The 19,912-nt window shown below is 50.2% G+C and carries 13 protein-coding genes and 2 pseudogenes; 9 read left to right on the top strand and 6 right to left on the bottom strand.

What is annotated here, in order from left to right; genetic code table 11:
* Positions 1-10: 10 nt before the first annotated feature.
* Positions 11-1,348: an RNA polymerase factor sigma-54 gene (gene rpoN, locus BQ7367_RS03545; protein WP_072524233.1), complete on the bottom strand. Its 1,338-nt coding sequence runs from the start codon at positions 1,346-1,348 to the stop codon at positions 11-13.
* A 193-nt stretch (positions 1,349-1,541) separates the two neighbouring features.
* Between rpoN and BQ7367_RS03540 the strand changes: the two genes are divergently transcribed.
* The 6 genes and pseudogenes from BQ7367_RS03540 to BQ7367_RS03515 all read left to right on the top strand — a co-directional run bounded on the left by BQ7367_RS03540 (position 1,542) and on the right by BQ7367_RS03515 (position 10,534).
* A complete protein-coding gene (locus BQ7367_RS03540; protein WP_072524232.1) occupies positions 1,542-2,441 on the top strand; it encodes a class C sortase in 900 nt (299 codons plus the stop codon).
* A 91-nt stretch (positions 2,442-2,532) separates the two neighbouring features.
* Positions 2,533-3,228 (top strand): response regulator transcription factor, encoded by a 696-nt coding sequence (locus BQ7367_RS03535; RefSeq protein WP_083588861.1) that lies wholly within the window; start codon positions 2,533-2,535, stop codon positions 3,226-3,228.
* 21 nt (positions 3,229-3,249) lie between these two features.
* Positions 3,250-5,766, top strand: coding sequence for a sensor histidine kinase (locus tag BQ7367_RS03530; RefSeq protein ID WP_072524230.1), 2,517 nt, complete (start codon positions 3,250-3,252; stop codon positions 5,764-5,766).
* A gap of 441 nt (positions 5,767-6,207) precedes the next feature.
* A pseudogene (locus BQ7367_RS14725) lies at positions 6,208-7,140 on the top strand (ABC transporter ATP-binding protein); the annotation flags it as partial.
* A 648-nt stretch (positions 7,141-7,788) separates the two neighbouring features.
* On the top strand, positions 7,789-8,625 hold the full coding sequence (locus tag BQ7367_RS03520) for an ABC transporter permease (protein WP_072524229.1): 837 nt from the start codon (positions 7,789-7,791) through the stop codon (positions 8,623-8,625).
* A 4-nt stretch (positions 8,626-8,629) separates the two neighbouring features.
* Entirely contained in the window at positions 8,630-10,534 is a 1,905-nt protein-coding gene (locus BQ7367_RS03515; RefSeq protein ID WP_235837531.1) for an extracellular solute-binding protein, read from the top strand.
* 92 nt (positions 10,535-10,626) lie between these two features.
* Here the strand turns inward: BQ7367_RS03515 and BQ7367_RS03510 are convergent, their stop codons facing one another.
* Together BQ7367_RS03510 and BQ7367_RS03505 are read right to left on the bottom strand one after the other, a co-directional pair.
* Positions 10,627-11,493: an SIR2 family NAD-dependent protein deacylase gene (locus BQ7367_RS03510; protein WP_072524228.1), complete on the bottom strand. Its 867-nt coding sequence runs from the start codon at positions 11,491-11,493 to the stop codon at positions 10,627-10,629.
* Positions 11,444-12,217, bottom strand: a complete 774-nt coding sequence (locus BQ7367_RS03505; RefSeq protein WP_072526049.1) for a protein-ADP-ribose hydrolase — start codon at positions 12,215-12,217, stop codon at positions 11,444-11,446. Before BQ7367_RS03505 ends, BQ7367_RS03510 begins: the two co-directional genes overlap by 50 nt.
* A gap of 662 nt (positions 12,218-12,879) precedes the next feature.
* Between BQ7367_RS03505 and metG the strand changes: the two genes are divergently transcribed.
* Complete coding sequence (gene metG / locus BQ7367_RS03500; RefSeq protein WP_072524227.1) at positions 12,880-14,796, top strand: methionine--tRNA ligase; 1,917 nt, start codon at positions 12,880-12,882, stop codon at positions 14,794-14,796.
* A gap of 15 nt (positions 14,797-14,811) precedes the next feature.
* On the opposite strand, the gene BQ7367_RS03495 is transcribed toward metG, so the two are convergent.
* Together BQ7367_RS03495 and BQ7367_RS03490 are read right to left on the bottom strand one after the other, a co-directional pair.
* Positions 14,812-15,903 (bottom strand): pyridoxal phosphate-dependent aminotransferase, encoded by a 1,092-nt coding sequence (locus tag BQ7367_RS03495; RefSeq protein WP_072524226.1) that lies wholly within the window; start codon positions 15,901-15,903, stop codon positions 14,812-14,814.
* A 47-nt stretch (positions 15,904-15,950) separates the two neighbouring features.
* A complete protein-coding gene (locus BQ7367_RS03490) occupies positions 15,951-16,814 on the bottom strand; it encodes a DegV family protein (RefSeq protein WP_072524225.1) in 864 nt (287 codons plus the stop codon).
* Positions 16,815-16,950: 136 nt separating this feature from the next.
* Between BQ7367_RS03490 and BQ7367_RS03485 the strand changes: the two genes are divergently transcribed.
* Together BQ7367_RS03485 and BQ7367_RS03480 are read left to right on the top strand one after the other, a co-directional pair.
* Positions 16,951-17,319, top strand: a complete 369-nt coding sequence (locus BQ7367_RS03485) for an MGMT family protein (protein ID WP_442855343.1) — start codon at positions 16,951-16,953, stop codon at positions 17,317-17,319.
* 13 nt (positions 17,320-17,332) lie between these two features.
* Positions 17,333-18,256, top strand: coding sequence for an aldo/keto reductase (locus BQ7367_RS03480; RefSeq protein WP_442855342.1), 924 nt, complete (start codon positions 17,333-17,335; stop codon positions 18,254-18,256).
* 35 nt (positions 18,257-18,291) lie between these two features.
* Here the strand turns inward: BQ7367_RS03480 and BQ7367_RS03475 are convergent.
* A pseudogene (locus BQ7367_RS03475) lies at positions 18,292-19,872 on the bottom strand (recombinase family protein); the annotation flags it as partial.
* Between the last annotated feature and the right edge of the window lie 40 nt (positions 19,873-19,912).

Genomic DNA, 19,912 nt, shown 5'->3' with positions numbered 1-19,912 from the left:
GAACCTCCTTTCAGAAAACACGGCGGTCAAAGCTGCCTTTGATCCCCAGTTCCTCCCGGTATTTCGCGACAGTGCGCCGGGAGATTTTGATGTTCCGGCGGCCGAGCAGACGGGAAAGCTCCTGGTCGCTGTACGGGTGAGCCCTGTCTTCTGATTCAATTAATTCTTTTACAGATTGTTTTACAGCCATTGGCGTAACACTTTCAGGTCCGTCTGCAGCGGCCGGAGATGTGAAGAGCTTTCTGATAAAGACCGTCCCGTTGGGATACTGCAGATATTTTCCTCTGACGGCTCTGCTGACGGTGGAAGGATGGATTCCTGCCCGCCGGGCAACATCGGACATTGTCATCGGTATAAGAGGAGCCTTCCCGTCCAGATAACCGTTCTGTATATCAAGGATAATACTGCATATATCATGTATCGTTTTCCTGCGGTGCTCGATATTCTGGAAGATGAAATTGATGCGGTCAAGCTTGTCTTTAAAATAAGAAATCAGATTCTCATCAGAGGAAGAACGCATCATCTGCAGATAATAATCATTGATATGATAATTCTCCACCCAGGAATCATTTAGAATGATCTCCCAGTTTTCTCTCTCTTTCCTGAAAATAATATCAGGAATGATATAGCATGTGCTTCCCGAAGAAAAACCGGAGAGAGGACGGGGATTCAGCCGCGAGATGACCGCAATATTTTTGCGGACCTCAACGGTTGATAAATGCATGCTCCTGGAGATCGCGCCGATCTTTCCGTCGGCAATGTCCTGCAGATGGCATTGGATCATCCTTGTGAGAGTTTCTGTGTTTAAGTCAGACGCATCCAGCTGACGGATCAGACATTCCTGCAGCCCGGAAGAAAAAATCCCATAGGGTTCCAGTGTTTTTAATATTTCCAGGGAACGTGCCACGAGAGATTCGGACACGTGCTTTTTCTGTGCCACTTCTTTTATCGGAACGGTGAAAAACCCGTTATCATCCAGACATCCCGTCAGATAATAGAAAAGCTCCCATTCCTGTTTTGAATACAATCTGGAGTCCAGCTGTGACAGCAGATAGTCCGGCAGCAGGTCTTCCTTCTGGAGGGCAGGATCCACAGCCTTCAGAGATTCCCTTTTTTCTGAATGGTAAGGATCGGGATCCCGTGCAGGGGCAGGGCCCCGCAGGGAACCTTCGGGACTGTCAATCCCATGGGCATATGCCCGTTCCTCATAATCCAGGAGAGGATTTTCCAGATATTCATCTTTTAAAAACTGATTCAGCTCCATGCTGTCCATGGACAGTAGTTCCAGAGCCTGGATCTGCGCCTGTGACAGCTGATGACGCTGCCGGAAGATCAGATCTGTATCCATAAAAACACCACCTGTTTTACTCCTGTTATTAGTGTACGGGAAAGCGGGAGATATGACAAGCATAACTTTGGAACTGCCGAAATTCCTGATTAAGGTATTGAAGGCTGGGCGGCTTGAAAATCACATACGGGAATGCTAAAATGGCTACATTGGCAAGAGCCTATGGTTTACCTGGGAAAGGAGAGACGGGGAGATGAAAAAAGCCGGTAGAACACAAAACAGAAAACGCAGGATGACGGTAGTTTTTGTCCTGCTTTTTCTTGCTTTTCTTTCAGTGCTCGACTATCCTTTTGTAGCCCGTCTTTACAATGAGAGCAGACAGGATGGGGCGGCAGTTTCTTTTCAGGAAGGAGAGACCGCGGTCCCTGACACAGAGAAAGAACAAATGATTCAGGCGGCCAGAGACTATAACGCAAGACTGGCATCCGGGACGGGAATGTCGCTGGAAGCTGCATTCGGAGGAAGCGGGGAGGAGCTGGCCGAATCCGAGGATTCCGAGGAGAAACAGCTCCACGATGAATATGAATCTCTGCTGAACAGTCAGGGAGACGGGGTAATGGGACGTCTGGAAATCCCCAAGATCGGAGTGGACCTGCTGATCTATCATGGGACAGCGGATGAGGAGCTTCAGAAAGGCGCGGGGCATTTAGAGGGATCTTCTCTCCCTGTAGGTGGAGAGGGGACTCATGTGTGTCTGTCCGCTCACAGAGGACTGCCGGGAAAGAAACTGTTCACCAGCCTGGACGAAATGGAAGAAGGAGATATATTCTTTCTTCATGTTCTGGGGGAGACTCTGTGCTACCGGGTCGGGGAGATCACCACGGTCCTCCCGGAGGATACAGAGGAACTGGTAATTGAGAGCGGAAAAGACCTGGTGACACTGATCACATGCACACCTTATGGAATTAATACGCACCGGCTGTGCGTGGAAGGCTACAGGATCCCATACACTGAGGAGGTCCTGCAGGAGGCGGCGGCTCAGGCAGAGAGCTCCAGGCTGTGGCTGTTTTTACAGGACTGGGGCTGGATCCCGGTTTCTCTTGTGCTCATAGCGGTTATGTGCATTATGCTTTGGAGATATAATAGAAAATAGTTTTGAGATATTAAGAAAATCCTAATGATTTTAGATATCTGCTGTTAAAGAATCCCCTGTATGATAGATAAGTATAAAAGAGGTGATGAAGATGTGCACGATACTTGTATGTGACGACGATAAAGAAATCGTGGAAGCGATCGAGATCTATCTGTCCCAGGAGGGCTACCGTATTTTAAAAGCTTATGACGGCATAGAGGCGCTGAGTATCCTGGAGAAGGAAAAAGTGGATCTGCTTATCCTGGATGTAATGATGCCGCGTCTGGACGGGATCCGGGCCACGTTGAAGATCCGGGAGAAAAACGCCATTCCGATTATTATACTTTCAGCAAAATCGGAGGATGCGGATAAAATACTGGGACTGAATGTAGGGGCAGACGATTATGTGACGAAGCCGTTCAGCCCACTGGAACTGACAGCCCGGGTGAAATCCCAGCTTCGCAGATATACTCAGCTGGGCGGGACCGTGCAGGGGCAGCCGGATAAGATCTATGAGACCGGGGGCTTAAGGATCAACGATGATCTGAAAGAGGTGACAGTGGACGGCGAGCCTGTAAGACTGACGCCCATCGAGTACAATATTCTGCTTCTTCTTATGAAGAATCAGGGGCGGGTCTTTTCTATCAACCAGATCTATGAATCAATCTGGAATGAGGAGGCCATCGGCGCCGACAATACGGTGGCTGTGCATATCCGCCATATTCGCGAGAAGATTGAGATCAATCCGAAAGAGCCGCGCTATCTGAAAGTAGTGTGGGGCGTCGGGTATAAGATCGAGAAGATATAGGGGCAGCAGAGAGGATCATTTATGAAGCATTGGTACAGAAAAACTGCGGTAAAGGTAACGGTACTCCTCATTGGCGTGCTCAGCGGCGCTCTTTTTGCCACGTCGTTCGTTATGGCGGCAATGCTGGCCGGAAGACTGAACCCGCTGGAGATCGTCAGACTGGCGGATGAGTCCTATGAGGACTCCCCGGGATTCCAGTCCTCTGTAGAGGAATATATGCGTCAGGTATTTGAGCAGTTCCGCCTGGAGGAGCTGTTTGAGACAGACGGCGCGTATAACTCCGGAAAAGTGATCGATGTAATGGAGTACGCTGCGGGACGGACACCCGGCGGCGGGAATATATCCGGCGTGGCATATACGCTGGAGGAGCTGGTGGACTGGGGAGAAGATTATTCCCGGGGAGGCGATATTTACGACGATAATCAAGTTATCGTATGTCAGGAGCCGGACGGGAGTTATTATTATTACTACCTGGAGGATTTCCTCGGACTGTTCAACAATGGCAGTCTGATCATGGAATTTCAGGACCCTTATCAGAGCCAGGCAGGATTTTTAAAAGAACTGACAGAAGGGGCGTTTACATCCGCCAGCGGAACGGATTTTTCGATCTGCGACCCGGAAGGAAACGTAATATATACGGACTGCTGGAATTTTGGACAGTCGTTGAGAGAAAAATATCCGCCGCAGGGGGCAGATGATCTTCTGGAGGTAGTCAACAGCTCACAGGAATTAAACGGGCAGCTGACAACGATTTATAATAATATCGCAGAGCTGCTCAATACGATCTATGTGGATTCTGTGACCTACCAGGAGGGATGGGATTATCTGCAGGAAGGGAATACAAATTTCACTTATCTGTATGTCGATGAGACGACAAAGAAGGTGATGACAAATCGAAGCGAATACAGCAATTACGCGGATGTGGAGAAGAATATCGAGGAAATGAGGTCAGATCCGTCCGCAAAATATATGTTTGTGTATCCGAAGCTCAGGGATTTTGAGACGAATATGAATCTTTCGCCGACAGGCGAGTGGGAAGCTGTGAAAGCCTACGATCGAAACAGGGATTTTGAGAGCATTTTCGCGGTGGTGATCGATACAGATTATCCCATTCATGACTGGTTTTACGAGCAGAAGCAGAACTACGAAGACAGTATGCCTCTGCTGAGAAATTCACTGTTTCTGTCAGTAACCGGCGGGATCCTGTTTCTGACCTCGGCTGTATGGCTGGCTATGGCAGCGGGAAGACGGGTGGCGGATGATAAACTGTATTTGACTGTATTCGACCGGTGCAAGACGGAGATCGCCGCCATGATCGTGGCGGCGGTATGGGCGGTTCCTACGGTACTCCTTTTCTGGATAATGGATTCCAGTCAGTATCCGGGTTACCCGAATCTGGCAGTCGCGTTTCTGTACGCGGTATTTACGTTCCTGTGCTTTTTCACCGGCTATGTCAGTCTGATCCGGCGGATCAAGGCAAAGGCTTTGTGGAACGGAAGCCTTCTTCGGGCAGTGCTTGTATTTGGTTCGGAAATCGTAAAAGCCCGGTCTTCCACAGCGAAGACAGCTATCGCGGTTCTTGTATTTCTGTTCCTGCACTGGCTGGCTATTTTGATCCGGACGCTGCCGATGCTATTCCTGATCCTGGTGGTGGACGCAGCCGCAGCGTGGCGGCTGCTCTCCAGCGCGCTGGCGAAGGGCAGACTGAAGAAAGGGATCGAAGAAATCGCGTCAGGCAATTTGGAATACGGGATCCCTCTTGACGGACTGAGAGGAGAAGAGAGGGACATGGCGGAAAATGTGAATGATATTGGCAAGGGGCTGAACAAGGCGGTGGATGAGGCCATGAGAAATGAGCGGCTCAAGACGGACCTGATCACGAATGTTTCCCACGATATCAAAACTCCGCTTACATCTATTATTAATTATGTGGATATTCTGAAACGTTCAGATATTAAAGATGAGAAGATACGGGGATATCTGGATATCTTGGAGGCCAAGGCCCAGCGGCTGAAGACTCTGACAGAAGACGTGGTAGAAGCGTCCAAGGTGAGCAGCGGCAATATCGTACTGGAGTATATGGATGTGGACCTTAGAGAGCTGGTCCAGCAGACTGAGGGAGAGATGGCGGAGAAATTCTCTGCCCGGAATCTGACTATGGTGCTGAACATGCCGGAAGAGCCGGCCGTGATCCATGTGGACGGGCGCAGGATGTGGCGCGTGCTGGAAAATATTTTCGGGAACGCGGCAAAGTACGCCATGCCGGGCACAAGGGTCTACGCGGATCTGTCTGTGAAAGACGGCACTGTCAGCTTTTCTTTGAAGAATGTGTCAGAGCAGCCTTTGAATATTTCGGCGGATGAGCTGACCGAGCGATTTATCCGGGGAGACATTTCCAGAAGTACAGAAGGAAGCGGTTTGGGTCTGTCCATTGCCAAAAGCCTGACGGCTATGCAGGGCGGGGAATTTCAACTCTATCTGGACGGAGATCTCTTCCGGGTAGATATCCGGTTTCCCGGGAAAAGAGATTTTTCTTGAATTATCTGTCATTCTGTGTTATTATGCCTTACGTATGGAAAGCAGATAGTTGGTACGTTCTCCATGCAAATATTTTACGCGGCCAAAAGCTGCATTATTGATTGAGTTAGAAGCTCAAATTTTATAAGTTGGTTACTTTATAACCCAGGTATGCATGTCAAGCATACGCAACTTGTGAAACGGTCAATAAGAGTAGTAAAAGTAAAAATATTTGCTATATAGACTCTACGTCCAATATCTGTTTGATCTGAATATACACGGAAGTATGAGGCCTGGCAGACAGGTCAGATGATAACGAGACAGGATTTATGACGACAGTACCACAGGGCGGATGCACGAGTGCATCTGGCCCTGTTTTTTGTGCTGGACAGTGAATTCTCAGAGAGATTTCTTACAGGGCCGGGGCGAAGGAAGCTGCAGGAAAGGAGAAAGTAAGTGGAGATGGAAGAGAAAAAGCTGATAGAATTCAGAAATATCGTGAAAAACTTTGACGGGCAGATCGTCCTGAAGGGGATCAATCTTGATATTTATGAAAATGAGTTCGTGACTTTGCTGGGGCCCAGCGGATGCGGGAAAACAACGCTGCTCAGGATCCTGGGGGGATTCCTGGACGCGGACGAGGGACAGGTCATCTTTGACGGGGAGGAGATCAGCAGGAAGCCGCCTTATGAGAGAGAATTGAATACGGTTTTCCAGAAATATGCCCTGTTCCCTCATCTGAGCGTGTATGAGAACATTGCTTTCGGGCTGAAGATCAAAAAAATGAGCAAGGACGTGATCGATCAGAAAGTCATGAAGATGCTCAAGCTGATTGGACTGGAAGGCTATGAGGACAAGAATACGACGCTTCTGTCCGGCGGGCAGCAGCAGAGAGTCGCCATTGCCAGAGCTCTTGTCAATGAACCAAAGGTGCTGCTTTTGGACGAGCCGCTGGCAGCTCTGGATCTGAAACTGAGGAAGGAGATGCAGTATGAGCTGAAACGCATACAGCAGGAGGTGGGGATCACCTTCATCTTCGTCACCCATGATCAGGAGGAGGCGCTTACCATGTCTGATAAGATCGTGGTCATGAAGAACGGAGAGATCCAGCAGGTCGGGGCGCCGGAAGATATCTACAATGAGCCGGCCAACCGGTTCGTGGCGAATTTCATCGGCGAGAGCAATATCATTCCCGGCGTGATGCTGGAGGATTACAAAGTCCGGTTTGACGACATTACGTTTGACTGTGTGGATCTCGGCTTCCGGGAGAATGAACCGGTGGATGTGGTCATCCGGCCTGAGGATATCGATATTGTGGATGTGAGCGAGGGCAAGATGACCGGGGAAGTGAAGAGCGTTTTGTTCAAGGGAGTGCACTATGAGATCATGGTAGAGACAGTTCCCGGGACAAGCGTTACGGTCAACATGCGGGTGATCCAGAACCAGGATGTGGCCAGCCCGGACGGAAAAGAAATGATCAGCGCCAGCGATTTCTATGTGGATATCGATGATGTGGCGGGTCTTGACGACAAGGAGATCATCGCGCTGGCAAATGCCCAGGCATGGGATCCGGCCACCGACGAATATATCTCCATCGCCAAGATCGAATATGAACTGCGTCCGGAGGAAGGCCAGTATCCGGTGAGATTTACTACATCCGGCGGGACCAGCGTGGAGCGGACCATCTTTGTGGTGGACCAGCCCTTTGTGAAGAATGAAAAGGCAAACGAAGGCGTTATGGCGTTTAATTTCTTTAAGACCGTGGATGAGATCACCGAGTCACAGGCTCTGGACACAGACCTGAAGACCTGGGCCGGAGCCCAGGGATGGAAGTTGAGCGATGAGGACCAGAGTGTAGATCTCGGCGTGGACTATGACTTTGAGCCGGAGGACGTGAAGGAAGGGGTGTACCGGATCACCTTCTCCACGACAGGCCGGGAGTTCAAGATCCATACGACGGATTATTCGGAGGAGGGGAAAGAGGTCGGCCTGACCTTCTTCCCGGAAGATATCCACGTGATGTCCAGGGAGGTGTACTAAGAGATGAAGCGTTTTTCACAGCTTGCCCTGCCCTACATCGTGTGGGCGGCGCTCATGCTCGTGCTCCCCATGGCGCTGATCGCCGCGTATTCCTTTATGGAACAGGGGAACAGCATTATTTCCTTTTCCTTTACGCTGGAGCACTACATCAAGTTTTTTACGGATCCGGATTTCCTCCTGATCCTCTGGCGGTCGCTTTTGATCGCCGTGAAGACGACGGTGATCTGTCTGATCCTGGGGTATCCGGCGGCCTATTTTATCGCCCGGAGCGGGGAGAAAGTGCAGAACGCGCTGATCCTCTGCGTCACGATCCCCATGTGGATCAACATGCTGGTGCGGACCTATGCGTGGATCGGCCTTCTGAGTGAGGACGGGATCATCCAGCAGATCCTGGGCCTGGTCGGACTGGGGGATATGGAGCTTCTTTACACGGAAGGGGCGGTGCTTCTGGGAATGGTGTACAATTTCCTTCCGTTTATGATCCTGCAGATCCAGACGTCACTGAGCAAGATGGATCACTCTCTTCTGGAAGCCAGCGCGGATCTGGGCGCCAGCCCGGTACAGACCTTCCGGAGAGTAACCTTTCCGCTGTCCATCCCGGGCGTGATCAACGGGATTACGCTGGTATTCCTGCCGGCAGTCAGTTCCTTCTTCATTCCAAAACTGCTGGGCGGCGGACAGTATTTCCTGATCGGAAATATGATCGAGAATCAGTTTATCACTGTCGGTGAATGGAATTTCGGAAGCGCGATCTCCATGATCATGGCCGTGATCATGATGCTCCTGATGATGGCGGTGAGGAAAGTTGAGCTCCGCAACCGGGGCGGAAAGGAGGAGTGACCGTATGGAAGAGCAAATGAAAAAGAAAAACCGTCCCGCCGGGAAGATTCTGATGGCGCTGATGATCCTGTTCTTTTATGTGCCGATCATCTATATGATCATATTCTCCTTTAACGACGGGAAATCTCTGACCAGCTTTGAAGGGTTTTCCCTTAGATGGTACCGGCACATGCTGGAGTCACAGGACATGATGGACGCGCTGTATACCACTTTCAGCGTAGCGCTGATCGCCACGGCGGTTTCTACAGTTGTCGGCACCATTTCGGCCATCGGGCTGAGCAAGTCCAGAAAGATCGTCCGGGATGTGGTGAATCAGGTAAATAACCTGCCCATGATGAATCCGGAGATCGTGACCGCCATCGGGTTCATGCTGCTGTTTATTACATTTAAAATAGAAAAAGGGTACGTGACGATGCTGCTGGCTCATATTGCCTTCTGTATCCCCTATGTCATGCTGTCTGTCATGCCAAGGCTCCGCCTTCTGGACCCGAATCTGGCGGACGCCGCGATGGACCTGGGGGCGACGCCGTGGCAGGCGCTGCGGAAGGTGATCGTGCCTCAGATCACCCCGGGCATCGTATCCGGCGGCCTGATCGCGTTTACCATGTCCGTGGACGACTTTATCATCTCCTACTTTGTGACGGGAGGCGGCGTGAAGAACTTAAGCATCGTGGTCTATACCATGAGCAAGCGGGTCAATCCCAGTATCAACGCCATTTCCACTCTGGTGGTGGTGATCATTACCATCGCCCTTGTCATTATTAATGTGGCGCCGCTCATCGCGGCAAAGCGGAAGAAAAAGGACGTCATCGGCCGGCGGAGAAGATGGGTGCCGGCAGTGGCGGGAGTGGCAGCCCTGGCGCTGCTTGTTTGCGCGGTGAACCTGCGGGGCGGAGGCGGAGACAGGCCTTTCGAGGGACAGACGCTGCATATCTATAACTGGGGAGAATATACCGGTGAGAACATTATCGGCGACTTTGAGGAGGAGACAGGAGCGACGGTGGTCATGGACAACTTTGACTCCAACGAACAGATGTACATCAAAGTAGCCAACCAGGAACCGTATGATCTGCTGGTGCCCAGTGACTATATGATCCAGCGGCTGATCGAGGAAGATCTGCTCCAGAAGCTTGACAAGTCAAAACTGGACTGCATGGACGAGCTGACCGACGCGGTGAAAGGGCTGCCCTATGATCCGGATAACGATTATTCAGTTCCGTATTTCTGGGGCACCGTGGGGATCGTCTATGATAAGACCAAAGTGGATATCGAGGATCTGGAGCGGGAGGGATTTAATATTTTCCTGGATGAGAAATATAAAGGAGACGTCTATCTGTATGATTCGGAGAGAGATTCCTTTATGATGGCCCTGAAAGCGCTGGGATATTCAATGAACACGGAAAATGAACAGGAGCTCCAGGAGGCCTATGAATGGCTGGTACAGTGTGTGGAGACAATGGACACGGAGATCGTGACCGATGAGATCATCGACAACATGGCACAGGGAAGGAAGGCGCTGGGACTGATCTATTCCGGTGACGCAACGTATGTGATGGCAGAAAATGAAAATATGGGATATTATATGCCGGAGACCGGGACCAATCTCTGGTCTGACGCAATGGTTATCCCGAAGAACGCCGAGAATCCGGATCTGGCCCACGCGTTCATCAACTATGCTACAAGTTATGACGGAGCGTATGACAACTCCAGCTATGTGGGATATACATCGGCCAATGAGGAAGTAATGGAAGATCTGTCCGGAGAAGGCGGAGACTATGAAGGGATCAACGCCTACATTCCCCGGTCGGACAATCCCAACGATGAAGTGTTTGTATATAACGAGAACACAAAGAAGATCATCAGTGAACTCTGGAGCAAAGTGAAGATCGCCGCAAGCAACGCAGGCTGATGAAAAATACAGATGAGAAATACAGAAAAAGACAATAAAGGGGAGGCTGTGAGCCTCCTCTTTGTTTCTCCAGGGTTTATATTTTTCGAGAGTTACATTTTTTGCAGCACCTCTCCAATATCACCATCGATACAGATCGACTGCTCTCTGATCTCCTGCGGTGCCGCGGCATCCCCGTAATTCAAGCAGGCATAAACCGCTTTTGGGTTCTGTGCCGTCATCTGCCAGAAGGGATACTTGATGATGACAGGGGTGTTGAATCCGACTCCCAGCTCTAGGAATAACAGTTTCTGCCCTTTATGACTGCGGAGGAATCCGGTATAGCGGTCTGCTGCCCTGTGCCAGCCTTCATCTTCCACAAATGTGTCATCTGACCGCAGATTCATGGACATGGGGCTGCCGCATACCGGACAGCGGGGGATTAGTTCTTCCGGGATCTTCCTGTCTTTTTGGAGCTCCAGCATCTGCCGTACGGCATCTTCATTGTCATAAGTCTTCTGGCAGCAGGGCTGTGAGCACTGGAACAGACCGTAATCACCCTGGGTGTAAAACAGCCGGTTCTTATCAAAGCCTGCTTTCTGGAAACAGTGATCCACGTTTGTCGTAAGTACAAAATAGTCCCGGTCTTTTACCAGATCAAGCAGCCGGCGGTACACAGGCTTTGGAGGATCTGTATACCGGTTGATCCAGATATACCGGCTCCAGTAGGCCCAGTGTTCCTCAAGTGTGTCAAAAGGATAGAAGCCCCCGGAGTACATGTCCTGAAATCCATATTCCTCTATAAAATCCCTGAAATTTTCTTCAAATCGTCTTCCGGAATAAGTAAATCCAGCAGATGTAGACAGCCCTGCCCCTGCCCCGATTACTACAGCATCTGCTTCATGGAGCGCTGTTCTGAGCTTTTCAATTTTATCCGAGCAGTTTTCGGTAGATCTCAAGATCGTTGTCTTTGAAAACATTGAATATCACCTCCGGACTGTTCTGATGTTCTTTCTGATAAGCCTCTGCCGTCTGAATTGCAATCCTGGCAGCTTCTTCGTTGGGGAAATGAAATTCTCCTGTAGAGATGCAGCAGAATGCTACGCTTTTCAGACCATAAGATTCTGCCAGCTTCAGGCAGGAGAGGTAGCAGCCGGCCAGAAGACGCCGGTCTTCTTCCGTTACCGGCCCGCGTACGATGGGCCCCACAGTATGCAGTACATAACGACAGGGAAGATTGTATGCTTTTGTGATCTTTGCCTGTCCTGTGGGCTCCGGTGTACCCTGTTGATTCATCAGGCGGGCACATTCCAGGCGCAGCTGCACTCCGGCGGCAGAGTGGATGGCATTGTCGATACAGCCGTGGCATGGGATAAAACATCCCAGCAGAGCGCTGTTTGCGGCGTTTACGATGGCATCCACGGCCAGACGGGTGATGTCTCCCTGCCACAGGCGAAATCCTTTCCGGGCCGGAGAGAGCTGGGAAAGCCGGATAATTCCCTTTTCTTTCATTTCTTCCTGCAGATAGGCGTCCTGCATCCGGATAAATTCCTGGGAGACCGGTTTTGCGGGTCGTATGTTCATAAGAGAGCGCAGCAGACGTTTCTGTGAGAGCTCATCCGCCGGAATGTCAGAAATTTTTTCTCCGGCTCTTTCTTTTAACAAATATTTTATCAGGCAGAGCCTGCGTTCATCCTGGGTCATAGTATTTACCTCCTTGAGTGATAAACATAAAATCTGTAACTATCATATCTCCATGTGCCGGAAAGGTAAAGTAAGCACTTTATTGTGGGTTAGTTACCCGGAGGAAACAATGCGGGCAGCCCCATCCCTTGACATTCCGGGCCGCCTGTGCTAACCTTTTTAACAAGCCAGTCTGCAGACTGGAATCAACAGAGATCAAAGAAAAAGCAGTGACGAAGAGAGTAACCTGACAGAGTTTTTACAGAGAAGTCCCGGAGGGCATGCCTGATGCTGCAGAGAATGTCCGGCGCTGAGAGGGATGAAGCGAAAGCAGGTGAACATGGCTTCCGAGCAGCGTATGCAAACTGAAGAGCAAAGCATCCGGACAGCGGTGCTATGCATTTGCGTCAGCGCCGAGAAGACAGGCGACGGACGCTCACAGCGAGCATGCGACGGGTCCGCCCGTTAAAGCGGAAGGGTGTCGCAGGCACCCACGGAGGTCCTTTTCGTGAGGAAAGGGCGAAGAGAAGTGGTAACACGGGTTCCCCCGTCTTCTTAAGAGATTAAGAAGACGGGGTTTTTTGCAGGTACTAGTCAAAAAGGGACAGGGCAAAAGTCGATTCGGGACGTAGTAAAATCGAATTTTACTACGTCCCGGATAAAGAAGAAGGAGGCAGACATTTATGTCAGAGAAACAGAAGTATTACATTACGACAGCGATTGCTTATACTTCGGGCAAGCCGCACATTGGAAACACCTATGAAATCGTACTGGCAGACGCCATCGCCCGGTACAAGAGGAGTCAGGGATATGATGTGTTCTTCCAGACCGGCACTGATGAACACGGACAGAAGATCGAGCTGAAGGCGCAGGAGGCGGGGGTTTCTCCAAAGGAATTCGTGGACGGCGTATCCGCTGAGATCCGGCGGATCTGGGATCTGATGGACACGTCCTATGATAAGTTTATCCGGACGACGGACGCGGACCATGAGCGGCAGGTCCAGAAGATCTTCAAGAAGCTTTACGAGCAGGGAGATATCTACAAAGGGTATTATGAGGGGATGTACTGTACCCCGTGTGAGTCCTTCTTTACAGAATCTCAGCTGGTGGACGGGAAGTGTCCGGACTGCGGCCGGGAAGTGCAGCCGGCCCGGGAAGAGGCATATTTCTTTAAGATGAGCAAGTACGCGGACCGTCTGATCGAGCACATCAACAGCCATCCGGAATTTATCCAGCCGGTGTCCAGGAAGAATGAGATGATGAACAACTTCCTTCTTCCGGGGCTGCAGGATCTGTGTGTGTCCAGGACTTCGTTTAAATGGGGAATCCCGGTGGATTTTGACGGCAAACATGTGGTGTATGTATGGCTGGACGCGTTAACGAACTATATCACGGGGATCGGATATGACGCGGATGGAAACAGTACCGAGCAGTTTCAGAAACTGTGGCCGGCAGATCTGCATCTGATCGGCAAGGATATCATCCGTTTCCATACGATCTACTGGCCCATCTTCCTGATGGCTCTTGGACTGCCGCTGCCGAAACAGGTATTTGGTCATCCCTGGCTTCTTCAGGGGGACGGCAAAATGAGCAAGTCCAAAGGAAATGTACTGTACGCGGATGAACTGGTGGATTTCTTCGGGGTGGACGCGGTGCGCTATTTCGTACTTCATGAGATGCCCTTTGAAAATGATGGTGTGATCACCTGGGAGCTGATGGTCGAGCGCCTCAACTCGGATCTGGCCAATACTCTTGGAAATCTGGTGAACCGTACGGTTTCTATGACGAACAAATATTTCGGCGGAACGGTATCAGACAAAGGAGCCGCGGAGGAAGTGGACGCGGACTTAAGATCCGTGACACAAAGGACTCCCGGGGCTGTGGAAGATAAGATGAATGATCTGAGAGTGGCGGACGCCATCACAGAGATTTTTAACCTGTTCAAACGCTGTAATAAATATATTGATGAGACAACGCCCTGGATCCTTGCCAAGGACGAGGCAAAGAAAGACCGTCTGGAGACAGTGCTGTGGAATCTGATCCAGAGTATTTCTGCAGGGGCAGAGCTCCTTGAGCCCTTCATGCCGTCCACCAGCCGGAAGATCCTGGAACAGCTGGGCGGCGGCCATGTGACGGAAAAACCGGAGATCCTGTTCCAGAGACTGGACCTGGAAGAAGTCATGAAGAAAGTAGAAGAGCTGCACCCGTCATCAGACGGAGAAGATAAAGAGGAAGAAAGCGCCGAGGAAGCGGTGATCGATATCGAGCCAAAGGAAGAGATCACCTTTGAACAGTTCGGTGCGATGCAGTTCCAGGTCGGAGAGATCATTGCCTGCGAAGAAGTAAAGAAGTCCAAGAAGCTCCTCTGTTCCCAGGTCAGGATCGGAAGCCAGGTAAAGCAGATTGTGTCGGGTATCAAGGCATACTATACACCGGAAGAAATGGTGGGAAAGAAAGTCATGGTGCTGGTGAACCTGAAGCCGGCGCGCCTGGCCGGAGTCCTGTCTGAGGGAATGCTTCTGTGCGCGGAGGATGCTGACGGCAGGCTGTCTCTGGTAGTGCCGGAGAAAGAGATGCCGGCGGGAGCGGAGATCTGCTGACCCGCGGCAAAACCTTCAGAAGGAAAGAAGGGTGTCAAGAAGCCGGGAATTGTCTTCCGGCATCATGACGCAGAAGCGGATGAATTCTCCTTCCAGACTCTGGAAGGAGGAGCAGTCCCGGATCATGAGACCGTTTTTGATGCATGTTTCAAACACATCAAAGGCGGTCTTTTCCTGTTCCAGGATCTTTGCCAGGATGAAATTGGCATAGGGCGTATAGACTTTATATTTCCCAGATCGGGAAAGGGCGTTGTACATTCTGTCCCGTTCCGTCAGGATCAGGCGTCTCGTCCGGGCAATGTAACCGGTATCCTGGAACAAAAGTTCCCCGGCGAAGGCTCCCATGCTGTTTAAAGACCAGGGGATCTGTTTTGCTTTCATTTGTCGGAGAAGATCCCGGTTTCCTGAGACCGCGTATCCCAGCCGCATGCCGGGAGCCGCGAAGAACTTGGACACTCCCCGGAGGACACAGAGATCCGGGAATCGTTCTGTAAACGGGACCGCTGTGATCCGGGAGACGTCAGGAGCAAATTCTACATATGTTTCATCGATCATGACGAAGATATCCTGGTTCTGGCAAAATGTGAGAAGCTGCTCCATGTTTTCCCTGCAGATGGCGGAAGATGTGGGGTTGTTTGGATTACACAGGATAAGAAGATCAAAGTCTCCCCGGGCCAGAGTCCGGCAAAGATCATCGGTATCCAGGACAAAATCGTCAGTTTCCCGCAGATAATAACATTCCTGTGTGCTTTCCGTAAAGGCAAGCTCCCGGGAATATTCGGAGTAGGTGGGGCCCAGGATCAGAGCCCGCTTTGGTTTTCTCGATTCGATCAGGAGCGCGATCAGTTCACTGGTTCCGTTGCCCGGCAGGATCGAATCCGGGACGGCGCCGCAGTATCCGGAGATCACGTTCCGCAGAGAAGTGTACGCACGGTCCGGATAGGATGACAGTACATCAATGTGGTCAGCCGCGGCCTTTCGGACAGAGTCCGGAAGGCCCAGCGGGTTGACATTGGCGCCGAAGTTGGTAATCTCTTCTTTTTTCAGATGATAATATTCACAGATCTTCTCAATATCGCTTCCGTGAAAGACAGATTTTGTGTTCATGATGCCGCTTCCTTCTTGTATCTTCTATCTTCGCTTCTTATATTGTCTCATTTTGTCTCAAACAGGATGCCCAGAGTATTGGGACCACAGTGCGCGGAGATCGTGCAGCTGGCTTTTGTGACGTGGATCTCATCAAATTTCATGGTTTCTTTCACTGTTTGTCTGACCAGGTCAATGTATTCCCGGGAAATGCCGGAGTGAGTGATAAACAGCAGATCCGTGTTGATGTCCTGATATCTGCCAAGTTCATCCTTTACATATTTCACAAGTACTTTATCCAGAGTCCCTCTGTATTTTCTTCCGACTCCCATGCTGCCGTCACGGTTGTCCACCTGGATACACGGCTTTAGCTTCAGCACGTTGGCGCCCAGAGCGGCGACTGAGGAACAGCGGCCGCCTGCGTGGAGGAACTCCAGAGTATCCAGGATGAAACTGGCATGGCATTTGGAAGTTCGTTCCCGGAGTGCCTGTGCGATGTCCTTTGCCGACATTCCTTTCTCTATCATACGGCCCGCAGCCACTACCAAAAGCCCGGTCCCTGTGGAGAGGCTGCAGCTGTCCACAACGTGGACGTGCCCCAGTTCCTCCGCCGCCAGGCAGCAGTTCTGGTATACACTGGAGAGCGCGTGCCCCAGATTGATGTGGATGATCTCATATCCGGCGTCCACCCACGGGCGGAAATGATCGATGTATTCCTGCACATTCACGGCGGCGGTCTTTGGAAGTACCTTGTGTTCCCGGTACTCCCGATAGATCTCTTCCGGCGTGATGTCTACATTGTCTCTGTAATCTTTCCCGTTCAGAATGATGTGCAGAGGGAAATAATTCACATGGAAACGTTCTTTTAATTCTTCGTCCAGATCGCAGGTGCTGTCTGCGCTCAGGATGATTTTTGGTTTTAATTCTGACATATTATGACCCCCTTTTCCGATATCATGTCAGATGGATTGGTTTTGAAAAACTTGTCCTGAGAGATAGTATAACACGATTTGCAAAAAAGACGAAAAGAAATTACAATAGGAAAGGGGAAGAAGGAGAATGGCGGGAATGATTGATTTTTATAAAAGAGCGCGGGTCGTGTGTCTCTCTATTCCATATGGACGCGCGGCGACGTATGGTCAAATTGCATTGCTCTGCGGCGTCCCGAAGAATGCGCGTCAGGTGGGATACGCTTTGAATAAAGGACGTCTGGGAGGAGGGATCCCCGCCCACCGGGTCGTAAATTCCAGGGGAATCCTGAGCGGGGCCGCTGCGTTTGAGACAGAAGACATGCAGAAAACACTTCTTGAGAAGGAAGGAATTCCGGTCACCCGGGAGAAAGATGGGTGGAGCGTTAATCTGAGAAATTACGGATGGAAGAATACAATGGAAGACGCCCTTCGGCTCAGGAAAATATTTGAAAAACAGGGGATATGAAAGGAGAAGACCTATGTACAGAGCATCAGGAGACAGATATGAAGATATGATCTATAACCGCTGTGGCAGGAGCGGTCTGAAACTTCCGGCAGTGTCATTGGGACTCTGGCACAATTTTGGAGATACCGGAAACTTTGAAACCATGAAGGAACTTTGTTTTACTGCCTTTGACAACGGAATCTGTCATTTTGATCTTGCGAATAATTATGGGCCGGCGCCCGGCAGCGCGGAGAAGAATTTCGGGAGAATATTGAAAGAAGATCTGGGAGCGTACAGAGACGAGCTGATCATCAGCACAAAAGCAGGTTATGACATGTGGCCGGGACCGTATGGAAACTGGGGCAGCAGGAAATATCTGCTGGCCAGCCTGGACCAGAGCCTTCAGCGGATGGGGCTGGAATATGTAGATATCTTCTATCATCACAGGATGGATCCCGAGACGCCCCTGGAGGAGACCATGGGGGCTCTGGCACAGGCTGTCTCTTCCGGAAAGGCACTCTACGCCGGTCTCTCCAACTATGACGGAGAGACCATGCGAAGAGCCGCCAAGATCCTGGAAGAGATGGGCTGCCCGTTTATCATTGATCAGAACCGGTATTCCATCTTCGACAGAACCATTGAGAAAAACGGGCTGAAACAGGCAGCGGCTGATACGGGAAGAGGAATCATCGCGTTCAGTCCTCTGGCCCAGGGACTTCAGTCGGTCATTTTTTGCGGACAGTTCATACATGCTATCCTTTTCTGTTCTCTGCTCCTGCGTTTGCTCTCGTTTGATTTCTCCCTCCGTATCTTCTTGGCACAAGCAGGACAATACCTTGATGCACCAGAGCCCGGGACATATTCAACGCCGCACACCGTACAATTTTTAGCGGGCATTGCTGCCCACCGTTTTGTAGGTATGATATGTAATTCATCGACAAAGCCGATGAATTTATAGTAAATCTTGATTTCCTGCTTCACTGTTCCGTCTGCCATCTTCTCACGCTCCGAAACAAGTATCTTGTCTATGAGTGCGTTTATAACTGTTGCATCCAGTTCTTTTAAGCCTTGATAATTTCGGATAAGGGCGAGGAAGTCACGGATTCCCCGTGATTTCTCGTAGCTTTCATTAAGAGTTTCCGTCACCTCTTTCAGCCTTGCTTCAATTTCAAGCTGCTCTTTCTGGTATTTCCCCGACATCATCTCAAAATTCCGCTCGGTAATACGCTCCATGACCTTATCCTCGTAGAGAGAGGAAAACAGCCTGTCCAGTTCCGCAAGGCGTTTGTTCAGCTTCTTACGTTCTTTCTCTAATGCTTTCGCCCTGCTCTGGTCTGTTTCCGTGAGCCGCTTTTCTATGGCCCTGACCGCCTTTTCATCATTCACTGCCATATCCGCAAAACAGTTGATGTCGGCAAGAACGGCATTGAATAAATCCCTTGCTTCTATATTGTGGGCACTACACTCGCTTCTTCCGTTTCTTGCATAATTATTACATGAATACTGTACACAGTCGATAATCTCTGGGCGTTTCCTCCTGTGTACGTTCATTGCCCGCAGAGCACATCCGCAGTCCACACACTTGATAACGCCTGCAAAAATATTTACAAATCCTCCCTTGTTCTGTGGAAGCCTACGACTTGTAATAAGCTGTTGGACAATATCAAATTCCTCCTGCGTGACTATTCCCTCATGGGTATTGGGTATCACTTCCCATTCTTCGGGCAGCTTAGAGGGGCGTTTCTTGCTTTTCATATTGGCGGCAATCCGTTTGTAGCCTACAAGATTTCCCGCATATATCGGGCTTCTTAAAATGCTCCTCACGCTGTTCCCACTCCAAATATAGCGTTTGTCCTCGTTCCCCTCAAAATGACGTTCAAAGCCTGTTTCGCCACGCTCCGCCGCATAAGCGGCAGGGCGTAGGATATGCTGTTTATTAAGATGTCTGCAAATTTTGGCAACTCCATTCCCTTTTAATGCAAGGTCGAATATCTCTTTTACAACATGTGCCACTTTATCATCTATCAGCAGATGGTTGTGGTCGGCAGGGTCTTTGATATAGCCATAAGGGGCGGTAGTTCCCATGAATTTCCCCTGTTGAAACCTCGCCCGATATGCCGATTTTATCTTAACAGATATGTCAGCGGCATACATTTCGTTTAAAATGTTGCGGAAAGGCGTGATGTCCATAGCAGATTTATTCAAGGTATCTACGCCGTCATTGACCGCTATATACCTCACGTTATGCTCTGGGAAGAAAACTTCCAGATATAACCCACAATCAAGATAGTTTCTCCCCAGACGGGATAAATCTTTCGTAATCACGCAGTTTATCAGACCGCTTTCAATGTCTTTTATCATATTCTGGAAACTTGGTCTTTGGAAATTTGTACCAGAATAACCATCGTCCACATACGTTTTTGCTATGTGCCATCCCTGCTTTTTCACATAATCCGTGAGGATGGATTTCTGTGTCGCAATGCTCGCACTCTCGTTATCCGTACCATCGTCTTTAGATAAGCGGCAATAAATGCCGACTAAATAGATTTTCTTTTCTTCTTTGATTCCTGCCATACTGTAAAACCTCCGTATCTGTCCTATCTGTTTTCATGTC

The organism is Clostridium sp. Marseille-P3244, assembly GCF_900120155.1.
GTDB lineage: Bacteria > Bacillota > Clostridia > Lachnospirales > Lachnospiraceae > Mediterraneibacter.
The sequence above is the reverse complement of the archived record's forward strand: the minus strand, read 5'-3'. Positions and strand labels throughout refer to the sequence as shown.

Excerpts from the sequence above, each read along its gene's own strand:
- rpoN (WP_072524233.1), bottom strand. The coding sequence starts at position 1,348 with ATGGATACAGATCTGATCTTCCGGCAGCGTCATCAGCTGTCACAGGCG.
- BQ7367_RS03540 (WP_072524232.1), top strand. The coding sequence starts at position 1,542 with ATGAAAAAAGCCGGTAGAACACAAAACAGAAAACGCAGGATGACGGTA.
- BQ7367_RS03535 (WP_083588861.1), top strand. The coding sequence starts at position 2,533 with ATGTGCACGATACTTGTATGTGACGACGATAAAGAAATCGTGGAAGCG.
- BQ7367_RS03530 (WP_072524230.1), top strand. The coding sequence starts at position 3,250 with ATGAAGCATTGGTACAGAAAAACTGCGGTAAAGGTAACGGTACTCCTC.
- BQ7367_RS03520 (WP_072524229.1), top strand. The coding sequence starts at position 7,789 with ATGAAGCGTTTTTCACAGCTTGCCCTGCCCTACATCGTGTGGGCGGCG.
- BQ7367_RS03515 (WP_235837531.1), top strand. The coding sequence starts at position 8,630 with ATGGAAGAGCAAATGAAAAAGAAAAACCGTCCCGCCGGGAAGATTCTG.
- BQ7367_RS03510 (WP_072524228.1), bottom strand. The coding sequence starts at position 11,493 with ATGTTTTCAAAGACAACGATCTTGAGATCTACCGAAAACTGCTCGGAT.
- BQ7367_RS03505 (WP_072526049.1), bottom strand. The coding sequence starts at position 12,217 with ATGACCCAGGATGAACGCAGGCTCTGCCTGATAAAATATTTGTTAAAA.
- metG (WP_072524227.1), top strand. The coding sequence starts at position 12,880 with ATGTCAGAGAAACAGAAGTATTACATTACGACAGCGATTGCTTATACT.
- BQ7367_RS03495 (WP_072524226.1), bottom strand. The coding sequence starts at position 15,903 with ATGAACACAAAATCTGTCTTTCACGGAAGCGATATTGAGAAGATCTGT.
- BQ7367_RS03490 (WP_072524225.1), bottom strand. The coding sequence starts at position 16,814 with ATGTCAGAATTAAAACCAAAAATCATCCTGAGCGCAGACAGCACCTGC.
- BQ7367_RS03485 (WP_442855343.1), top strand. The coding sequence starts at position 16,951 with ATGATTGATTTTTATAAAAGAGCGCGGGTCGTGTGTCTCTCTATTCCA.
- BQ7367_RS03480 (WP_442855342.1), top strand. The coding sequence starts at position 17,333 with ATGTACAGAGCATCAGGAGACAGATATGAAGATATGATCTATAACCGC.